This window comes from Pseudoalteromonas haloplanktis ATCC 14393 (assembly GCF_000238355.1).
GTDB lineage: Bacteria > Pseudomonadota > Gammaproteobacteria > Enterobacterales > Alteromonadaceae > Pseudoalteromonas > Pseudoalteromonas haloplanktis.
The window spans coordinates 143,746-162,640 of the sequence record NZ_AHCA01000008.1 but is presented as its reverse complement, the minus strand read 5'-3'; the positions used below and the strand labels follow the sequence as shown (position 1 = coordinate 162,640).

Sequence of the window (18,895 nt, the reverse complement as noted above, 5' to 3'; positions counted from 1 at the left end):
AAATAAGATTGATTAAATGAATATACGTAATGTCGATCTCAACCTGCTGGTGTACTTAAATGTACTCATAGATGAGCGAAATGTCTCTAAAGCAGCAAATAAACTAGCGCTCACCCAACCTGCAATGAGTAACGCATTAAAGCGTTTACGAGATTTGTTTGATGATCCTCTGCTAGTGCGCGCCGCAGGTTCAATGACACCAACCGCAAAAGCACTGAGTTTAAAGCCTGAAATTGAAGCTTTACTAAAAATGGCTGAAGCTATCACCCAACCCAGTGATGTTTTTGATCCAAGCACAGCACAAGCAACATTTCGCATAATGGCCAACGATTATTTAGAGTCAACCTTAGTCGCGCCTTTTATTACCGCACAGCTGAATAAACATCCGGGATTAAACTTTGATGTGCTGAGTCCAAGTGATGTCAGCCTACAAGATATGGAAAAAGGCAGTATTGATTTAGCTATCAATCGTTTTAATGGCTTACCCCGCTCGTTTCACCAAGCCAGTGTGTGGCGTGACAATTATTGCTGCTTAATGCACCCTGCAAACTCTTTCTTGCAAAAGCCTGATTTAGAAAACTATTTAGCAAGTGAGCATATTTGGGTTAATCGTGCAGGTTGGGGAGCAGAAGCTGCGGTGACAAATAAATCCGGCAGTCAAAAACTAGGGTGGGTCGATGAAGCTTTATGGCAACTTGAACAAACTCGTCATATTAGGGTGTTTACCCGCCACTATATGATAGCCAGCTTGCTTTGCCAGTCACCTCAGTTAATTGCCACCCTGCCACGGCGACAAGCCATGTTACTTACAAAACATACAGAGTTAGTCATAAGCCCCGTTCCCTTTCAAATTGTGCCTATAGAAGTAAAAATGCTCTGGAGTCCACTGCTTCACCATGCCAGTCCTCACCAATGGCTACGTCGTGAATTATTAGCATTTGCGCAAACGATTGCTGATAGGTAATGAGTAAAGAACAGTTCAATGTGGTGTAAATAACGATAAAAAATCCGTAATAAGCTTTGCTCATTACGGATTTTAGCTGTTTGTCATTCGTTCGCTTAACGACGCTGTGCCGATAATCGCTTATTTTAAACTGAACACCGATTAACGACGTTTAGTTTGTTTGACGCGATTATTGTGTTTTTTAACAGCTTTACGAATTTGATTAATTTTAGCGCGCTTATCTTTACGCTTTTCAGGCATTACTGATAATTTAGTTTGTGTTTCGCGACCTAATTTAACTGTTTTACGTAAGTAGTTAACCGTCTCTAGATCAAGCTCAGCCCAACCACCTTGTGGTAAGCGTTTATCGAGCTCTAATTTACCGTAACGAATACGGATCAGCCGTGATACTTCGACATCTTGAGATTGCCATAAACGACGTACTTCACGATTACGTCCCTCAGTTAAAGTAACGTTATACCAACGGTTGATGCCTTCCCCGCCCAATGGTTTTATGTTTAGGAATTTAGCCATGCCATCTTCAAGCTCAACGCCTTTACTTAAGTTTTTGATGGTTTCAGCTGTTACTTCACCAAATACACGGGCTGAGTATTCACGCTCAACTTCATAGCTTGGGTGCATTAAACGATTGGCAAGTTCACCATCATTGGTGAATAACATTAAACCTGCAGTATTTATATCTAGTCGGCCCACAGCAATCCAGCGTTCACCATCAATACGAGGTAAGCGGTCAAATACTGTGCGGCGCCCTTCTGGATCTTTTCGTGTACATAACTCACCCTCCGGCTTGTTATACATGATAACGCGGCAAATGCGTTCTGCTTTTTCTTCAATCTTCACGGTGTGACCATCAACACGGATCAAATCCGTTTCTTCTACGCGGTCACCTAACTTTGCCACTTTACCATTAACACTCACGCGATTTGCATCAATGTATTTTTCCATTTCACGACGAGAGCCAACACCCGCTCTTGCCAATACTTTTTGTAACTTTTCACCTTGTATACTCATTCGGACAGTTCTCTCACAGAAGGATCACTCAATAACTGGTCTATTTTACTTTGCTGCTGCTCTGGCAGTGGCGGTAAATTTTCTAACCCTGTTAACGAAAAATAATCTAAAAATTGTTTGGTTGTCGCATATAAAGCAGGCCTACCTGGCACCTCTTTATGGCCAACAACATGTATCCACTCACGTTCGAGCAGACTTTTAATAATACCCGAGCCAACAGTGACGCCACGGACTTGCTCGATTTCTCCTCGGGTGATCGGTTGACGATACGCGATGAGCGATAACGTCTCCAATAAAGCGCGAGAATATTTAGGTGCGCGTTCTTGCCAGAGGTTATTTAACCAAGGCGCTAAACTCGCACAGGCTTGAAATCGAAAGCCGCTACCCACTTCAACTAGCCGGATACCTCGGGTTTGATAATGAATTTGGATTTGTTCAAGTGCGAGGTTAATGCGCGTCATCGACACACTCAAATCACCTAATACCGTTTCTTTTAAGTGCCGCTTACTAAGGGGTTTTCCAGCAACAAAAATAGCCGCTTCAATGATCTCAACAAGTTGTTCATCACTAATTCGTCGCCCCACCATACCTATTTCTAACCTAATAAACTTGCGTAACGTAATATTATGACAGATCAAACTTAAACTGGGAAAAACTATCGTTAAATATCTATAAAAAATGCCAATAACACAGTTATTGGCATTGAGGTTTTCTATTTAACTTTGATAAATTAACTCTTTCTTATCATCTCAAGAGCTTCATCTTCGGCAACATCACTGCCATAAGTTTGAATATAACTAATGAATTCTTGCTTACTGACGCGTTTATCTTGGTTTTTATCCATATAGCCAAAATGATTTGCTATATCGTCATCATTGGCTTCTGTCACTGAAATATAACCATTGCTGTCATTGTCTAATGAGCTGAAGTTATTTTCTATAGGATCAAATTTCGCGATTTCAGCTTTAAAGGCTGAATCACTCACTTCACTATCACTGGCAACTTTGCCTGTGTTAAGCTGCATATAAGTATTAAATTCTTGACGACTGAGTTGCTCATCCATATTCGTATCAATATTTGAAAAATGTTGCCAAATATTATCGTCGTCAGCTTCTGCTTTTGAGATAAAACCGTCATCATCGTTATCTAAGCTACCAAAATCACTGTCAATTTTTGACATTGAAGATGTAGCACAAGCTGATAAACTCACCGTTGCTAAAATTGTAGCTGCTAAAGTTAACTTTTTCATAAGACATTTCCTTGTAGTTAAATTAAATGCAAGAAAATATATACAAATTAAACGCCAACTTTAAAAACCTTTAAATTCATAAACTTAAAGTTTTAAAATTATTTGACAGCAGTGTTTACTGCAATGCTTTCATAAAAGCATGTAAAAGTTGCAGATGAGCTACATAATTAAACATTTCACTATTTTGCTTGTATTTTAAGCAAGGTATTTTTAATAAATAAGCACATGTACCCGACCTTATTTGATGGTAGAATTTGCATAATCTATGAAAAGCTAACTCTAATTTAAAGGTCTAGCCATGAAAGTAATTTCATTTAACATTAATGGGCTGCGAGCTCGCCTGCATCAACTACAAGCAATTATTGATAAACATCAGCCTGATATAATCGGTTTACAAGAAATAAAAGTACACGATGAAGCTTTTCCACTCGAAGATGTGCAAAAAATGGGTTACCACGTGTATTTTCATGGCCAAAAAGCCCATTATGGTGTAGCGATGTTATGCAAAAATGAACCTAAATCTGTGGTTAAAGGATTTGCAACAGACAGTGAAGAATCGCAAAAACGTATGATCAGTGTTACGGTCACTCAAGAAAACGGCCGTGATTTAACCGTAATGAATGGTTATTTCCCACAAGGTGATAACATCAGCCATGAGGTTAAATTTCCATATAAGCGCCAATTCTATCGCGATCTTATGACCCATTTAAACACCCATCACAATAGTGAAGAAGATGTGATTGTAATGGGTGATATTAATATCTCTCCAACCGATCTTGATATTGGCATTGGTGAGGTTAACCGTAAGCGCTGGTTAAAAACCGGTAAATGCTCATTTCAACCTGAAGAGCGTCAATGGCTTGCAACTTTGCTTGAATGGGGCTTTAAAGACACATTCCGCGAATTACACCCAGACACAATAGAGCAATATTCATGGTTTGATTATCGTTCAAAAGGTTTTGATGATAATCGTGGCCTGCGTATAGACGTTGTTTTAGCAACCCCAGCATTGGCTGCCCGCTGCAGCGATGCTGGCATTGATTATGAACTACGTGGTATCGAAAAACCATCAGATCATGCACCAATTTGGTCTACTTTTAGCTAAATAACATGCTTGAGCTAATAGAAGCGCCGATAATAAACAGCACTATTCAAGTAATGACTTGGCTTATTGTCGGCTGCATTTTTTTGCTCAGTATTAGTAAAAAACAATATCAACGGTTACTTGCAACACCAGCACGACAAACCGGTGTATTCGCGTGTGCCTTAGTATTTATACTGCTGTGGCGTATTAAAGCTGGTATCTTGCCGGGCCTTGAATTACACATACTTGGTGTGACCGCCATCACACTAATTTTAGGGTGGCGCTTTGCATTACTCAGCGCTACGCTTGCCAGCTTACTCTTAGCCGCCTTTAATCAAATTAGTATCACGCAGTTACCCGTGCATTTACTACTTAGCGCTTATTTGCCCATTTTAGTCAGCTATGGTCTTTTTATACTCTGTTACAGCCTCCTGCCACGACACTTTTTTATCTATATCTTTGTCTGTGCGTTTATTTATGCTGCTTTAATTGCCTGTTTGAAGATTATTGCTGTGAGCGTATTTTATTATTTAACCGGTAGCTATAACTGGTTTGAATTAAGTGAAAATTACCTCTACTTATGTGCCATCATTTGGTTTCCTGAAGCCATGCTCAATGGGATGGCCATAACTTTATTGATCACCTATCGCCCACATTGGGTTAAAACTTTTTACGACAAGGATTACCTAGACTCATGAGTCTTGATTATCAATGCCCACTTTGCCAACAAACGCTTACATTACAGACTAATGTGCTCAAATGTAGTAACAACCATAGCTTTGATACGGCCAAAGAAGGCTATGTAAATTTATTGCCAGTACAACAAAAAAATTCCAAACACCCCGGCGACAACCTAGACATGGTGCAAGCACGACGCGCTTTTTTAGCAACTGGCCATTATCAGTTTTTACAAACAGCCATTGCTCAGCGCGTTGCTACGCACCGCCCGCAATATGTGATTGATTTAGGCTGCGGCGAGGGTTTTTATACACAAGCGATAGCCAATGCATGTGATGCAAAAGTATATGGGGTCGATATTTCAAAATCAGCCATTAAATTCGCCGCGAAGCGATACAAGCATTGTAATTTTAGTGTAGCGTCAATTAGTCAAGCACCGTTTAATGACGGTATGGCCGATGTATTAGTGAGTATTTTTGCACCATTATTTGATGCTGAATTAGCGCGCCTAGCAAAATCCGATGGAACACTAATTGTGGCAAGCCCAGGCCCATGGCATTTAAAAGAGTTGAAACACTATATCTACCGTGACGTTAACGCACATACAGCCATTAGTGTACCGGATGGATTTGAGCTAATAGAGCAAACATTGTTAGAGCAACAAATAAGCTTGCCATTTAATGATGTGAAGAACTTGATAACCATGACTCCCTTTGCGTGGAAGTTTCGCCCAGAGCATTGGCAACAGTTAGAGCAACAAGGTGAGCAAGTGGTCACCTTGTCATTTTATGTAAGCCAATTTACACGTCTTACAGATTCTCTTTAGTAAATGCGCGGTCCATTTTATCAAACATATCATTAAGTAAATGGGCCAATTCAGCGTATTTCGGTTTCTCTTTTGGGGTATGCCCTTGGTAACCGTTAGCAACCATCTTGCTGTGTAACTCTTTATACCAATGCTCCATTGCCGGCTCAAGCTGAGTGTCTGCGCGTTTACCTAACCATAAGAGGCCTTGTAATGGTAACGATAAAAAAAACAATGCAATGGCGATAGCTTGCGGTAAAAAACTGCTGCCTAAATAATTAATTTGCATAAATAAAGTGAGCATTGCCAAAATTGGCATAACAGTAATCGCCAGCTCTGTGGCTTTAATTACTCTAAACTCCGTGAAAATAGGCGCTAGCTCTTTACGCATCGGCCATTTTTTAGCGTATTCACGACCAGTTTGAACTTGTGACATCACACTTTTTTGCATCATGACTCCTAGGTGTCGCTGGTGTATTTATAAATGTTTGCCTAACGCAAGCGAGTATACCACATTGACGGCAACATTTCTGTGTAAAATCCCTTCCACCTTTCGTCCAAAACCTGTTTTTGATCATGGTTTAAACTTACCATAAATAAATTAATCAGGTAAAATAAACGCATATTAAGTTAACTAAACTTTAGTATAGCCATTGACTGTATCCGATACCAATTTATCGACCGCTAACACGCTAACTTTAGTCAATCTTGTTCGATAGTTAGTTATATAACAACTAAGCTTAATGTGCACTTACCAAATTGTTAAAAAATGGGATCCTGATATGTCTGCGCAACCTTCATCGCCTCACCACGTGCTTGTTCTTAATTGTGGAAGTTCAAGTTTAAAATTTGCTATTTTAGATGCCACCAGCTCTGAAGAAATCATTTCCGGCTTGGCTGAGCGCTTAGGATCGTCATCTCCATCAATTAAATACAAATACTTAGGCAAAAAACACCTCCTTGAATTGGCAGTAAATCAAGCACACAAAGAAGCAATCGACACACTGGTTAAACTCATTAATGAGTATAGTTTAGCGAATAACCTCATCGCAGTCGGTCATCGTGTAGTGCATGGTGGTGAGCACTTCACCAAGTCAATGCTGATTGATGATGCGGTTATTAAAGGCATTACCCAAGCAGCAACGCTTGCCCCATTACATGGCCACGCTAACTTACTCGGTATAGCTGCTGCACAAGCGTCATTCCAAGGCCTGCCACAAATCGCTGTTTTTGACACTGCATTCCATCAAACTATGGATAAAATTGCTTACTTATATGCTCTACCCTATAAGCTATACGCAGATTACGGGGTTAGACGCTACGGTTTTCATGGGACAAGCCATTATTACGTTGCAGGTCAAACAGCGGCACTGCTCAATCAACCAATAGAACACAGTAACTTTATCAGCGCCCACTTAGGTAATGGTTGTTCAGTGTGTGCGATTAAAAATGGTAAAAGTGTCGATACCAGTATGGGGTTAACGCCACTTGAAGGGTTAATGATGGGCACCCGCAGCGGTGATATTGATCCTGGCTTATTTAATTTTTTAACCACCCAACTAAATTATGATGCTCAACAAATTGACGATTTATTGAATAAACAAAGCGGCTTGCTAGGTATTAGCGAATTATCAAATGACTGCCGTACCATAGAAGAAGCGGCTGTAGCAGGCAATGAAAAAGCCATTTTAGCACTTGAGATGTTTTGTTATCGCTTAGCAAAGCAAGTGGCCGCATTTATGGTGCCACTACAACGCCTTGATGCTCTCATTTTTACCGGCGGTATTGGTGAAAACTCCGATATCATTCGTAACAAAGTGATTACGCAACTCGCCTTCCTCGGCCTTGATTGTGATAATAACGCAAATCTTGCCGCCCGCTTTGGCACACAAGGTGTGATAAGTTCTGATAACGCCTCAACAAAAGCGGTGGTAATGCCAACCAATGAAGAATGGGTAATTGCCCGTGATGCCGCAGCAATTGCACAGGAGCAGTAACAATGGCACGTCGAATTATGTTAGTTCCAATCTCAACTGGGGTTGGCTTAACCTCAGTATCGGTTGGTTTAGTACGCGCACTTGAGCAAAAAACCGTTAAAGTTAATTTTTTCAAGCCAATTGCACAGCCTCGCTCAGGGGAAACTGGGCCAGAAAAATCAACCCAAATAGTAACACAAGGATCAGCGATTACCCCTCCCACTCCTTTTGCCCTTGATTACGCAGAGCAAATGATTGGTGATGGTAAAGGCGATGACTTACTTGAAGAAATAGTCGAGCGCTTTGAAAACGCCATTGGCGATGATGTTGTTGCCATCATAGAAGGCATGGTGCCAACTCGCCGTCAACCTTATGCCGGGCGAGTAAACCGTGAAATCGCACAAACCCTTGGGGCTGATATTGTGTTTGTACTCACACCAGGGAATGACAGTAATGACCAAATTGAAGACAGATTAGAAATTGCGGCTGGCTATTATGGTAGTGTTGATCATGCTCGTGTGTTGGGCTGCATTTTTAATAAAGTCAATGCTCCGCTGGATGATGAAGGGAGAGCTCGTGCTGATTTGGTTGAATCACACAAACCTGATCAACTAGAAAACGAACTGAACCGTTTAGCATCATTACCCATATTTAGAAAACACCCCTTTATGTTACTAGGCTCAATCCCATGGGATTTTGAACTTGTAGCACCGCGAGTAAAAGATTTATGTGCTTATTTAAAAGCTGAAGTGATCAATGAAGGTGATATGGCGCACCGTCGTCTTCGCCGCGTTACTTTTTGTGCCAGAACCGTCTCTAATATCTTAAATCACTTTACGCCAGGCGCCTTGTTAGTCACCCCTGGCGACCGTTCAGATGTATTAGTAGCAGCCTGTTTATCAGCCATGAATGGTACTAAAATAGGTGCTATTTTATTAACCGGTGGTTATAAACCTGAACCGCGCATTATGACACTATGTGAACAGGCAATGGCCACAGGCTTACCTATACTCATTACTAATGAAGACACTTGGCGTACTTCATTTTTGCTACATAACTTTAATATGGAAGTACCGTGTGATGACATACAGCGTATTGATAAAGTTAAACATCATAATGCCAGCCATATTGATTCTGATTGGTTAGATTCCCTCGCTAAAAGTGTTGGAAAAACACGTAAAATGTCGCCACCTGCATTTCGCTATTTACTCACCGACAAAGCGCGTCAAGCCGCGAAAACCGTTGTGCTGCCTGAAGGGAACGAACCTCGCACTATTAAAGCCGCAGCTATTTGTGGCCAACGCGGTATAGCCAAGACCATTTTGTTAGGCGATCGAGAAGAAATAGAACGTATCGCAATGCAACAAGGTGTTGAGCTTAACGAAAATGTGACTATTATCGAACCACAAGATGTGATCAACGACTATGTTGCTCCCATGGTTGAAATTCGTAAAAACAAAGGGTTAACTGAAGTAGTAGCACTTGAGCAATTACAAGATAACGTGGTGCTGGGTACTATGATGTTAGCGCGCGGTAAAGTTGACGGTTTAGTCTCTGGTGCAGTTAACACCACCGCCAATACAATTCGCCCGCCGCTACAACTAATAAAAACAGCACCCGGTTCTTCATTAGTTTCATCCGTGTTCTTTATGCTTTTACCGGATCAAGTACTGGTATACGGCGACTGCGCAATTAACCCGGATCCAACAGCAGAGCAACTGGCTGATATTGCAATTCAATCAGCTGATTCGGCGACGGCATTTGGTATTGAGCCGCGCGTCGCTATGATAAGTTACAGTACCGGGACATCTGGCACTGGCGCGGATGTTGAGAAAGTCCGTCTAGCAACGAAGTTAGCACAACAAAAGCGCCCAGATCTGATCATCGATGGGCCGCTGCAATACGACGCCGCAATTATGGAAAATGTCGCTCTTAAAAAAGCACCCAACAGCCCCGTGGCCGGTAAGGCAACCGTGTTTATATTCCCAGATTTAAACACCGGTAACACGACTTACAAAGCCGTACAACGCAGTGCTGACTTGATCAGCATTGGCCCGATGCTGCAAGGTATGCGTAAACCTGTTAATGACTTAAGCCGAGGTGCGTTGGTGGACGATATTGTCTACACCATCGCCTTGACAGCCATTCAAGCTGCGCAAGTACAAGGCAACTAACACTTAAAATAAAGTGATCAAATGCTGATCACTTTAGTCCTGCTGTTAATCTAACCCTATTAAAAATAGTTAATAGAATAAGTAACTTATTTATCTTATACCTCACTACTCCCAATGTTATCCACAGAAATTGTGGACAACATTGGCCTTTTATTTCCCCCTGATAATCTATACTATTGATCAATATACGCTGATGGAAAGCTTTACAATAACAAAGGGTCTACAATGTCAAAGCAAACATTAAAGCTACATAATACAACCTTTACCATTCATACCCTTGAAGTGGATGCAGTGATCCCTGCAGAATTATTCAAACAGCCAATGTTTGTGATCGCTAAAACCCAAGATGAATTATCAATTGTATGCCCTTGCCAATTTGCCATTGACAGCCTTGATGCTGAGCATGATTGGTGTGCGTTAGAAGTCATTGGCCCACTGGGTTTTTCGTTAACGGGGATCATGGCTAATATTTCTGGGGTGTTAGCTAAAGCGCATATCTCTATCTTTGCAATTTCGACCTACGACACCGATTATGTTTTGGTAAAGCAACAACGTATTAATGATGCAATAAAAGCATTAAAAAAAGATGGTTATCAGCTACTTAATGACAGTAAGTTGGCATAATGAACACCCCAGATATTAGCTACTTACCGCAACGACAATTAACACCGAACAGTATTACAATTTGTAGTCCCTTTAGTGGAAAGGTCATGCCATTAAGTGAACATCCAGACTCATTTTTTAGCTACGGTACACTCGGCCCAGGTATTATGGTTGCTTTGAGTAACCATAAAATTCTAGCGCCCTTTGATGGTACATTAGTGCAAGTAAAAAACGCCGGCACTGAATTTATCCTCCAAGCGAATAATGGCTTAAAAATACTGCTAAATTTACACCTAGATCCTCAGCAACATATTAAACACACGCATATTGCGCAGCTTAATGGCACTAGAGTAACAAAAGGACAGCGGCTTGCTTATTTTGACCTCAGAGATCTAAATAGCCCATTGCTAGCTTGCCTAATTTTACTCAACGGCCACCAGCTCACACCCATGCATTATTCTCTATCTCATGTAAGCGCTGGAATAGACATTCTTTTAACTATAACCAAGAAGTAATTAATATGACCACTCTTTACGGCATCAGTAACTGCGACACAATAAAAAAAGCCAAAAAATACTTAACCGATAACGCCATTGATTATACTTTTCATGATTATCGTAAAGACGGCGTAAACTTGGCCATGCTTAGCGAGTTTGCCAATCACCTCGATTGGCAAGATTTAGTGAATAAGCGCGGCACAACTTATCGCCAATTATCAGATGAGCAAAAACAAAACCTTGATAAAGACTCTGCACTTGCAATTTTGCTAGAGCAGCCAGCGATGATCAAACGCCCCGTATTAATTCACAACGGTACTTACCACCTCGGCTTTAAAGCCGCTCAATACGATGAGATTTTTGTATTATGATGCATCCCGTCATCGAACTTGCGCAAGCGTTGATCCAACGTCGCTCGGTCACACCAGAAGATGCTGATTGCCAGGCAATGATGAATGAGCGTTTACAGGTGCTTGGCTTTAATATTGAATCACTGTTTTTTACAGACACGCTAAATACCTGGGCCCGAAAAGGTAATAGCTCCCCGCATTTTTGCTTTGCAGGACACACCGACGTAGTGCCCACGGGACCTGAAAAAAACTGGCAACACCCGCCATTTTCTGGTCTGCTTGCCGATGGTATGTTACATGGTCGCGGTGCTGCTGATATGAAAGGCTCTTTAGCTGCGATGATTGTTGCAACCGAGCGTTTTGTTGCAAAACATCCCGATCACAAAGGCTCTATCTCGTTTTTGATCACCTCTGATGAAGAGGGTCCTTTTATCAATGGTACAACCCGAGTGATAGATACCCTAGAGGCACGTGGTGAAAAAATTGATATGTGTTTAGTTGGTGAGCCGTCATCGCGAAATGTGCTCGGTGACGTGGTTAAAAATGGTCGCCGAGGCTCCTTAACTGGCTTTTTAACCGTTAAAGGAATTCAAGGTCATGTTGCCTATCCACAGCTTGCTAAAAACCCAGTCCACTTGGCCGCCCCACTACTCACACAGCTAAGTCAAACTGTATGGGATAACGGCAATGAGTTTTTCCCTGCAACGAGCTTTCAGATCTCAAACATCAATGGTGGCACCGGTGCAGGTAATGTGATCCCAGGCGAGCTTGAAGTACAATTTAACTTTCGTTTTAGTACAGAAGTCACCTATCAACAATTACAACAGCGCGTTGTTGATATGCTGGCTGACTATGATTTTGAGTATGAGCTTAATTGGATTGTTAACGGTCAGCCCTTTATAACCGAAGGCGGCCCACTGATCGATGCTACCGTTTCAGCAATAAAAGCTGTCACTGGTTTAGATACCGCACTTGAAACCACTGGCGGCACGTCAGATGGGCGTTTTATAGCACAAACCGGTGCTAAGGTGATTGAACTCGGACCACGTAACGACACCATCCATAAAGTTAACGAATGTGTGAGCAGTGACGATCTCATTGCGCTTGCTGATATTTACGAACGTATTTTAGAGCAGCTGTTAACATGAGCCAAAATACATTCACAACAGCACAATTAGCTGAGTGTGCCTGTGGTATGAGTGAACTGCAGCTTGTGGAGTATCAAGGGTATAAGCTGCATAAAGAAATTATTGATGACTTTATACGGTTACAAAATGCCGCGCGTGATGCAGGGTTTACATTAACCATCGCATCTAGCTTTAGGAGTTTTGAACGCCAAGCGCTGATCTGGAATGCTAAGTTTACAGGCCAACGTCCAGTGCTAAATAAACAACAGCAGCGCGTTGATTTAACGAGTATGTCAGAGATTGAAAAATGCCATGCAATTATGCTTTATTCTGCACTGCCAGGCACCAGTCGGCATCACTTTGGGACTGATCTGGATATTTTTGACAGTGCAGCTGTAGCAACAGACTATCAATTGCAATTAGAGCCCAGTGAATACACAGACACGGGGCCTTTTGCAGCAATGACCAAGTGGCTTGATATCCATTTAGAAGAATATGGGTTTTATCGCCCCTATCAACAAGATTTAGGTGGTGTTGCACCAGAGCCTTGGCATATTAGTCATATACAGCAAGCGCAGCAGTTACTGCAATACCAAAGTATTGCAGTCTTGGCGAACATTATCAAACGCAGTGAAATAGCAGGAAAAACAACTATTTTGGCTCATTTGCCGCAGCTTTATCAACGCTATGTGTTGAACGTGAGTGCACCGGCTGTTTAGCCAACATAAACACGAGTACAGCGCCAAGGATCACGGCGCTGGCGATGACAAACTGAATCGTAAGTTCTTCCGCTAAAAATAGCATTCCCGCTAATGCCGCAATCACTGGTACGCACAGTTGCACCACCGCAGCCTGACTACTTTTTAATAATGGCATAGCAACATACCAAATACTGTAACCAATTCCTGATGCTAACGCACCGGAGGCACACGCCAGCGCAATCCCTTGCCAACTGATCCCTGCTAAATGGCTAAAGCCAATAATAAATAATACAGGTAACGCGCATAAACTACGTGCAAAATTAAAAGTTGTCGTTCTTAGCGGTGAAATACATACCTTACCGCGAATACTATAGATACCCCAAGCAATGCCACTTAGCATCATTAATAACGCTGGGAGCAGTGAAGGAATAGCCGCCGAAGGTAACATCAGATACACAAAGCCAATAACAGCGATAACAAATGCACACCACTGTACAACACTTAGTCTCTCTTTATTGTAAATCCCCCAACCAATCATAGTTAACTGCACTGCAGAAAATAATATAAGCGCCCCAGTGCCAGTATCAAGCTCTACATATGCAATTGAAAAGCAGAGCGCGTATATTAGTAAACAAGCGCTGCTGCGCCAACTTCCACGGTCTGCCTTATGCTGCAGAATATCATCACCATTAGTGGACTTATTAAATTTTGGCTTTGTTTGTATAAGAACGATAAAGCCTAAACACAGTGCACCGCTGAGTAATCGTAATGCAGTAAAATTCCAAGCATCTATGTAGTTTTGAACTAATGCCATACGACATAAAAGAGAGTTTGCAGCAAATGCCAGCAAGGCAAGAACTGTATAAAGTGTTGCTTTCAAAGTGTTCCTTAGTGAATACCGTTATGGCACATTTCAGCGCGTAAAATTTATTATTTCGTTGTTGTCACCAGCCAACCACGTTCGAGCCATTGATTTATCAAACTGATAAGAAAACCAGCAATTTTCTCACTGGGCATATCATTTATACAGGATTGACATAATTGCGCAAAGTTTACCTGCTGTTTCAGTAAAGTCAGTATTCGGTATTCGGGTAAAGCAACATTAACAAACTGGGTACGTCGCTCAGGATCTCTTGCCACAACCCAGTACCGAGTAGTTTCACAATAAGGCTCTGGCGGTGTTTGTTTATCTTTTAGTGCTTGCCACGACTCTACCGCACGACTATTGAAGTGCATCAGTTGCACACTTGGATGTAAAACCAATTGCAAGGTTGGCCATTGCTCAGTGGTGAATTTTTCAAGCTCATCTATGCTGAGCAAGGGTTGCTCTTGTGCATCAAATGCTATTAGTAAGCACCGTTCAAAATAGGAGATATCAGCTAAAATCGGGTGCGCATTAAACGGCGCATTATTACGTAAATAATGCGGTAACTCATCAGCAAAAAAGCGCAATGACGTATAATTTGATGGGTATTTAACAAGATATTCTGTAACCATTTTATCAAATAATTGATCACCTAAATAAATACCTAGCTGGGCATGATCTTGTTCAATGGCTGCACGTAGTCGCAGTTTGTATGCATTTTGATAAATAGCTAAACGTTGGCTTAGTGATAATTGCCCATCCGAGACTATATGGCTCGCCAAATGATTGTCTTGCCCTTGCAGCATAGCCATAAATTGCTGCTGTAAGCTTGCTAGATCACTCACTATTTACTCCCAACTGCCAAATTGGTGCCACTAGCTGACGAGCATGTTCAAGCTCTGCCATTAAATCTTGCAGCGAACCAAGGTTATCATCGCGTTCAATCATGGTACTGACTGGATCAAGCTGCTTGGCATAATTTTCAAACAAATCCCACACTGCGCTCGACACATCTTCATCATGAGTATCAATTATATGACTACCAAAATCTTGATGACCTGCAAGATGAATTTGTGCAATTGCCTCTGTAGGAATAGCATTTAAGAAGGTCATCGCATCAAACTGATGATTACGGGCACTAACATAAACATTGTTAACATCCATCAAAAATCGGCAACCCGTTTTATTGTGCAGTGCTGCTAAAAAATCCCATTCACTCATTTGTGAGTCTTTATAGGTAAGATAACTTGAGACATTTTCAAAAATCATCTCGCGACCAAGAAATTCTTGTACATGATGTATACGCGATGCTAAATGCTCAAGTGCCTCGTTAGTGTATGGCATCGGCAGTAAATCATGGCTATTAAAATCACCCACTTGACTAAAGCATAAGTGGTCCGAGACCCACTGTGGCTCAACTCGTGCTATGGTGCTTTTTAGTGCTTGTAAATAGTCGAAATTAAGTGCGCCTGTACTGCCAATTGACATAGACACGCCATGCATAACTACTGGATAATCGGCACGTATTTTATTTAAGTAATACCAAGGCTTACCGCCCGCAACAAAATAATTTTCAGAGATGATTTCAAACCAGTCAACCGCGGGCTTATCCGTGATAATTTGTTCAAAATGCGAAGCTCTGAGACCTAAACCAAAACCTAGAAATTGCGTTTGCATCGTCACCCTCTTTAACGCTAGGTGGCAAAGCCACCTAGAACATGACTTTATGAATCTACAGAGCCACCTATATCAGCACAAGACTTTGCTGGCATAGCAACAAAACCCGTACCTTTGCAAGAGGCATGACCTGCACAGGCATTTTCAGCCGTTTTACAATCATTGTGGCCGCCACAAATATTGACATCGTTACAGTGTACTAAATCTGCTTTCGCAATTGAGCCAACCCATTTATCCTTCACGGCCCCACCAACATCAGCACACGCTTTAGCAGGCATAGCAACAAACCCTGTGCCTTTACATGATGCATGACCCGCACAAGCATTTTCAGCCGTTTTACAATCATTATGACCACCACATACATTAACATCATAACAATGCACTAAATCCGTTGTTGCTGCCCCAGTATTAGCCGCGGCTACGGACGATGTTTCAGCTTCAGTGCTATTGCAGCCAACTAAACCTGCAACCATTACCGCCATTGCTGCCCCAGTAAATTTCTTCATAATTGTATTCCTCTGATTATGTAATTATAGGTACTACATACAGCAAGACCGCATACCGCCGGGATCTATTTCAACTTGGTTTCATAAATATAAGTTTGCAGCTACGATTTTTTACATTGTTTATCATCGCCCTTAAATCAGATTATGCTAATCTGTATTAACGGTGATAAAAGGAGTGCCATGTGCAACGTAGTGTTATTTTTGGTTTTTGTGCTATTTTAGGTGGCTGCAGTACCATCGGGTTGGGTGATCTATTTACCGATTACGCCAGTCAAATGACGCCTGTACGCCAAGCCATTAATAGCAATGACCTAGCTCAAGCCCAGCAACTATTGCCAACTAACGGGCCATCCCACAGTAACTACTTGCTTAATCAATTAGAGCAGGCTCGTTTAAATAACTTGAGTAATCAATATGATACCGCACAGCCATACTACGAAGCTGTCTATCAACAAATGGAAATTAAGCGCCAAGCTGCAAAAGTACAACTCAGTGCTGGGCTTGAACAAAGCAACGCACTGTTAACCAATGACTCTGTCATCGCGTATACACCTGCCCCATACGAAATGAGTATGTTGCACAGCTACAAAGCGCTTGGTTATGTTTTAAAAAATGATGTTGAAGGTGCGTTAGTTGAAGTTCGCCGCGCTAATAAAGTACAAACTGATGTGTTAACGGCGAACCAAGATGATATTGATGCCAGTGTTAAAGAAGCGCAAAAGCATTACCCCAGTATGGATGATGTAATTAAAAACGTAAAAAATGGCTACCAAAATGCCTTTACGTTTTATCTCTCAGGTTTGCTCTATCAAAGCAATAAACAGTTCGATGATGCCTATATTGATTATAAGAAGGCGTTAGAAATCAACCCTGACAATGCATATTTACAGCAAGATGTATTATACCTAGCTAAAAAACAAGGTTTTGATCAAGATTTTGTGGAGTATAAAAAACGCTTTGGTGAGCCAACTAAACAGGCCGACAACAGCGGTGATGTTGTGGTGTTAATCGAACAAGGTTTGGTACCAGAAAAAGATGAATTTGTTTTGCGTTTACCGATTTATACATCTGGCGGTGATGCGCGTTTTTACAGCTTAGCAATGCCTGTATATAAAGATAACGCCTTTGTTCCGGCGATCAATGAAATACGTATCGCGGCACACGTTTTACCGCTCAGTCCTTTAGTGCGCCTTGAAGCATTAGCGGCAAAGACCCTTGAGGAGCAAACACCGGCTCGGGTTTCTCGGCAAATTTTGCGTTTAGTCGCAAAAGAAAAAGTACGTGCGGAATTGGCACGCAGTGGTGGCGATGTCGGCAATATTCTTGCGAATATTTACAACCTGGCCTCAGAGCAAGCTGATACTCGCAGTTGGTTGACATTGCCTAATCAAATAAGTGTCGCACGTACCCAACTTTCAGCGGGCGACCATGTATTAACATTTGGCGCTCATAACAGCATAAACTTTACCGTTAGTAAGCAAGGGTTAACCTTGATTTATCTAACCTCTATTAACAACTATTTTAATTCTCACGTAGTGCAACTTTAGGAGCTACCATGAAATATTTAGTGCCATTATTAGCGGTGTGTCTACTGGCAGCTTGTAGTAGTAGGCCAACCACCTCAGGTATTGGTGTTGAACAAGCTTCAGCACAATATCAACAACAGTTAAAAGTAGATAACCCTGATCTGGCTAAAAAACTGGCCATTACAGATGTAAAAACTCGTCAAACTAATCAGTTAACCGATGTCGTGGTGACACTGTCTAGCCAATATAAAAAGTCGCAATATTTGCAGTACCAATTTACTTGGTACGACGCTGATGGGTTTGTGATCAAAGGCAATCACTCGCCTTGGCAAGCACTGACTTTATTTGGCTTTGCCAATATGCAACTACCGGGTCTTGCCCCCACATCCGATGCAGTCACATTTTCATTAGCTGTTCGCGAAGTATCGACCGAAGCACAAGAATTTAAAAAGTAAAGGACACCACTATGAATACTGTAAACATAACGAAAAAACCTACATTAAAAGCACTCTCTGGTTTTGTTTTACTTGGCTTAAGCGCTCTCGCACTCAGTGGCTGTGCGAATAAAGCTGTGGTCAGCTATGGTGATGCACAAGCCGTTGAAACGACTGATATTAACTTTGGTTCAACCGACTTACAAAAAGTCGCCACACAAATGACCGACTCACTGCTGGCATCTCCTGTAGTGGGCACTATGACAGCAAATACACGCCCAGTAGTATTTGTTGAGCGAATTAAAAACAAAACCAGTGAGCACATTGATACTGAATCAATCACTGATTCAATTTCAACTCAACTACTTCGCAGTGGCAAGTTTCGCTTTGTTGATATGGGTCGTGTAGAAGCGGTAAGAGAGCAACTTAACTTTCAAAATGTAGATGCATTAGTTGACCCTTCAACGGCAGTAGCTTTTGGTCAGCAAGTCGGCGCGCAATATATGCTGTATGGCAACTTATCAAGCATCGTTAAGTCAAACGAAGATAAAGCTGATGTCTACTATAAATTTACAATTCGCTTAATGGATTTAAAAAGTGGCTTAGTAGAATGGGCTGACGAAACTGAAATTCGTAAAACCCGTGAGAAATCAACCTTTGGCTGGTAA

Annotated in this window: 22 protein-coding genes; 14 read left to right on the top strand and 8 right to left on the bottom strand. The window is 41.6% G+C overall.

Annotated elements, in window-relative coordinates:
- Positions 1–16 precede the first annotated feature (16 nt).
- Positions 17–964 carry a LysR family transcriptional regulator gene (locus PHAL_RS0115395; RefSeq protein WP_016709319.1) on the top strand — a complete coding sequence of 316 codons (948 nt, stop codon included), beginning with the start codon at positions 17–19 and terminating at the stop codon, positions 962–964.
- A gap of 141 nt (positions 965–1,105) precedes the next feature.
- Here the strand turns inward: PHAL_RS0115395 and rluB are convergent, their stop codons facing one another.
- From rluB to PHAL_RS0115380, 3 genes are all read right to left on the bottom strand, one after another.
- Positions 1,106–1,975 carry a 23S rRNA pseudouridine(2605) synthase RluB gene (rluB, locus tag PHAL_RS0115390; RefSeq protein WP_016709318.1) on the bottom strand — a complete coding sequence of 290 codons (870 nt, stop codon included), beginning with the start codon at positions 1,973–1,975 and terminating at the stop codon, positions 1,106–1,108.
- A complete protein-coding gene (scpB, locus tag PHAL_RS0115385; protein WP_016709317.1) occupies positions 1,972–2,562 on the bottom strand; it encodes an SMC-Scp complex subunit ScpB in 591 nt (196 codons plus the stop codon). The genes rluB and scpB overlap by 4 nt, the downstream gene beginning before the upstream one ends.
- Before the next feature lie 143 nt (positions 2,563–2,705).
- On the bottom strand, positions 2,706–3,224 hold the full coding sequence (locus tag PHAL_RS0115380) for an EF-hand domain-containing protein (protein WP_016709316.1): 519 nt from the start codon (positions 3,222–3,224) through the stop codon (positions 2,706–2,708).
- Positions 3,225–3,522: 298 nt separating this feature from the next.
- Here PHAL_RS0115380 and xthA point away from each other — a divergent pair, with 298 nt between their 5' ends.
- The 3 genes from xthA to rlmA are packed head-to-tail and all read left to right on the top strand — an operon-like array spanning position 3,523 to position 5,812.
- Positions 3,523–4,329 (top strand): exodeoxyribonuclease III, encoded by an 807-nt coding sequence (xthA, locus tag PHAL_RS0115375; RefSeq protein WP_016709315.1) that lies wholly within the window; start codon positions 3,523–3,525, stop codon positions 4,327–4,329.
- A gap of 5 nt (positions 4,330–4,334) precedes the next feature.
- A complete protein-coding gene (locus tag PHAL_RS0115370) occupies positions 4,335–5,006 on the top strand; it encodes an energy-coupling factor ABC transporter permease (RefSeq protein WP_016709314.1) in 672 nt (223 codons plus the stop codon).
- A complete protein-coding gene (rlmA, locus tag PHAL_RS0115365; protein WP_016709313.1) occupies positions 5,003–5,812 on the top strand; it encodes a 23S rRNA (guanine(745)-N(1))-methyltransferase in 810 nt (269 codons plus the stop codon). The genes PHAL_RS0115370 and rlmA overlap by 4 nt, the downstream gene beginning before the upstream one ends.
- On the opposite strand, the gene yfbV is transcribed toward rlmA, so the two are convergent.
- Positions 5,796–6,242 (bottom strand): terminus macrodomain insulation protein YfbV, encoded by a 447-nt coding sequence (yfbV, locus tag PHAL_RS0115360; RefSeq protein ID WP_016709312.1) that lies wholly within the window; start codon positions 6,240–6,242, stop codon positions 5,796–5,798. The genes rlmA and yfbV overlap by 17 nt on opposite strands.
- Positions 6,243–6,573: 331 nt before the next feature.
- Here yfbV and PHAL_RS0115355 point away from each other — a divergent pair, with 331 nt between their 5' ends.
- The 7 genes from PHAL_RS0115355 (at position 6,574) to PHAL_RS0115325 (ending at position 13,237) form a co-directional block, all read left to right on the top strand.
- Positions 6,574–7,788, top strand: coding sequence for an acetate kinase (locus PHAL_RS0115355; RefSeq protein WP_016709311.1), 1,215 nt, complete (start codon positions 6,574–6,576; stop codon positions 7,786–7,788).
- Positions 7,789–7,790: 2 nt separating this feature from the next.
- Entirely contained in the window at positions 7,791–9,941 is a 2,151-nt protein-coding gene (pta, locus tag PHAL_RS0115350) for a phosphate acetyltransferase (RefSeq protein ID WP_016709310.1), read from the top strand.
- 225 nt (positions 9,942–10,166) lie between these two features.
- Entirely contained in the window at positions 10,167–10,565 is a 399-nt protein-coding gene (locus PHAL_RS0115345; RefSeq protein WP_016709309.1) for an ACT domain-containing protein, read from the top strand.
- Positions 10,565–11,059: a PTS sugar transporter subunit IIA gene (locus PHAL_RS0115340; protein ID WP_016709308.1), complete on the top strand. Its 495-nt coding sequence runs from the start codon at positions 10,565–10,567 to the stop codon at positions 11,057–11,059. Before PHAL_RS0115345 ends, PHAL_RS0115340 begins: the two co-directional genes overlap by 1 nt.
- Positions 11,060–11,064: 5 nt before the next feature.
- Positions 11,065–11,412 carry an ArsC family reductase gene (locus tag PHAL_RS0115335; RefSeq protein ID WP_016709307.1) on the top strand — a complete coding sequence of 116 codons (348 nt, stop codon included), beginning with the start codon at positions 11,065–11,067 and terminating at the stop codon, positions 11,410–11,412.
- Positions 11,409–12,539 carry a succinyl-diaminopimelate desuccinylase gene (gene dapE, locus PHAL_RS0115330; RefSeq protein WP_016709306.1) on the top strand — a complete coding sequence of 377 codons (1,131 nt, stop codon included), beginning with the start codon at positions 11,409–11,411 and terminating at the stop codon, positions 12,537–12,539. Before PHAL_RS0115335 ends, dapE begins: the two co-directional genes overlap by 4 nt.
- A complete protein-coding gene (locus PHAL_RS0115325; RefSeq protein WP_016709305.1) occupies positions 12,536–13,237 on the top strand; it encodes a M15 family metallopeptidase in 702 nt (233 codons plus the stop codon). Before dapE ends, PHAL_RS0115325 begins: the two co-directional genes overlap by 4 nt.
- On the opposite strand, the gene PHAL_RS0115320 is transcribed toward PHAL_RS0115325, so the two are convergent.
- The 4 genes from PHAL_RS0115320 to bufA2 are packed head-to-tail and all read right to left on the bottom strand — an operon-like array spanning position 13,170 to position 16,267.
- Complete coding sequence (locus PHAL_RS0115320) at positions 13,170–14,099, bottom strand: DMT family transporter (RefSeq protein WP_016709304.1); 930 nt, start codon at positions 14,097–14,099, stop codon at positions 13,170–13,172. The genes PHAL_RS0115325 and PHAL_RS0115320 overlap by 68 nt on opposite strands.
- Before the next feature lie 50 nt (positions 14,100–14,149).
- Complete coding sequence (locus tag PHAL_RS0115315) at positions 14,150–14,929, bottom strand: HvfC/BufC N-terminal domain-containing protein (RefSeq protein ID WP_016709303.1); 780 nt, start codon at positions 14,927–14,929, stop codon at positions 14,150–14,152.
- Entirely contained in the window at positions 14,922–15,761 is an 840-nt protein-coding gene (bufB, locus tag PHAL_RS0115310) for an MNIO family bufferin maturase (protein WP_016709302.1), read from the bottom strand. Before bufB ends, PHAL_RS0115315 begins: the two co-directional genes overlap by 8 nt.
- A 47-nt stretch (positions 15,762–15,808) precedes the next feature.
- Positions 15,809–16,267, bottom strand: coding sequence for a BufA2 family periplasmic bufferin-type metallophore (gene bufA2, locus PHAL_RS0115305; RefSeq protein ID WP_016709301.1), 459 nt, complete (start codon positions 16,265–16,267; stop codon positions 15,809–15,811).
- 182 nt (positions 16,268–16,449) lie between these two features.
- Between bufA2 and PHAL_RS0115300 the strand changes: the two genes are divergently transcribed.
- The 3 genes from PHAL_RS0115300 to lpoB are packed head-to-tail and all read left to right on the top strand — an operon-like array spanning position 16,450 to position 18,895.
- The gene (locus tag PHAL_RS0115300; protein WP_016709300.1) at positions 16,450–17,814 is read left to right on the top strand and encodes a COG3014 family protein; all 1,365 of its coding nucleotides are present in this window, start codon (positions 16,450–16,452) and stop codon (positions 17,812–17,814) included.
- Positions 17,815–17,822: 8 nt separating this feature from the next.
- A complete protein-coding gene (locus PHAL_RS0115295; RefSeq protein ID WP_016709299.1) occupies positions 17,823–18,248 on the top strand; it encodes a YcfL family protein in 426 nt (141 codons plus the stop codon).
- Positions 18,249–18,259: 11 nt separating this feature from the next.
- The gene (lpoB, locus tag PHAL_RS0115290; RefSeq protein WP_016709298.1) at positions 18,260–18,895 is read left to right on the top strand and encodes a penicillin-binding protein activator LpoB; all 636 of its coding nucleotides are present in this window, start codon (positions 18,260–18,262) and stop codon (positions 18,893–18,895) included.

Bases quoted from the DNA above. Each gene is read 5' to 3' on its own strand.
- PHAL_RS0115340 (WP_016709308.1), top strand. From the start codon at position 10,565: ATGAACACCCCAGATATTAGCTACTTACCGCAACGACAATTAACACCG.
- xthA (WP_016709315.1), top strand. From the start codon at position 3,523: ATGAAAGTAATTTCATTTAACATTAATGGGCTGCGAGCTCGCCTGCAT.
- bufA2 (WP_016709301.1), bottom strand. From the start codon at position 16,267: ATGAAGAAATTTACTGGGGCAGCAATGGCGGTAATGGTTGCAGGTTTA.
- yfbV (WP_016709312.1), bottom strand. From the start codon at position 6,242: ATGCAAAAAAGTGTGATGTCACAAGTTCAAACTGGTCGTGAATACGCT.
- PHAL_RS0115325 (WP_016709305.1), top strand. From the start codon at position 12,536: ATGAGCCAAAATACATTCACAACAGCACAATTAGCTGAGTGTGCCTGT.
- rlmA (WP_016709313.1), top strand. From the start codon at position 5,003: ATGAGTCTTGATTATCAATGCCCACTTTGCCAACAAACGCTTACATTA.
- PHAL_RS0115295 (WP_016709299.1), top strand. From the start codon at position 17,823: ATGAAATATTTAGTGCCATTATTAGCGGTGTGTCTACTGGCAGCTTGT.
- bufB (WP_016709302.1), bottom strand. From the start codon at position 15,761: ATGCAAACGCAATTTCTAGGTTTTGGTTTAGGTCTCAGAGCTTCGCAT.
- PHAL_RS0115335 (WP_016709307.1), top strand. From the start codon at position 11,065: ATGACCACTCTTTACGGCATCAGTAACTGCGACACAATAAAAAAAGCC.
- PHAL_RS0115380 (WP_016709316.1), bottom strand. From the start codon at position 3,224: ATGAAAAAGTTAACTTTAGCAGCTACAATTTTAGCAACGGTGAGTTTA.
- scpB (WP_016709317.1), bottom strand. From the start codon at position 2,562: ATGGTGGGGCGACGAATTAGTGATGAACAACTTGTTGAGATCATTGAA.
- PHAL_RS0115370 (WP_016709314.1), top strand. From the start codon at position 4,335: ATGCTTGAGCTAATAGAAGCGCCGATAATAAACAGCACTATTCAAGTA.
- PHAL_RS0115395 (WP_016709319.1), top strand. From the start codon at position 17: ATGAATATACGTAATGTCGATCTCAACCTGCTGGTGTACTTAAATGTA.
- lpoB (WP_016709298.1), top strand. From the start codon at position 18,260: ATGAATACTGTAAACATAACGAAAAAACCTACATTAAAAGCACTCTCT.
- PHAL_RS0115345 (WP_016709309.1), top strand. From the start codon at position 10,167: ATGTCAAAGCAAACATTAAAGCTACATAATACAACCTTTACCATTCAT.
- pta (WP_016709310.1), top strand. From the start codon at position 7,791: ATGGCACGTCGAATTATGTTAGTTCCAATCTCAACTGGGGTTGGCTTA.
- rluB (WP_016709318.1), bottom strand. From the start codon at position 1,975: ATGAGTATACAAGGTGAAAAGTTACAAAAAGTATTGGCAAGAGCGGGT.
- dapE (WP_016709306.1), top strand. From the start codon at position 11,409: ATGATGCATCCCGTCATCGAACTTGCGCAAGCGTTGATCCAACGTCGC.
- PHAL_RS0115355 (WP_016709311.1), top strand. From the start codon at position 6,574: ATGTCTGCGCAACCTTCATCGCCTCACCACGTGCTTGTTCTTAATTGT.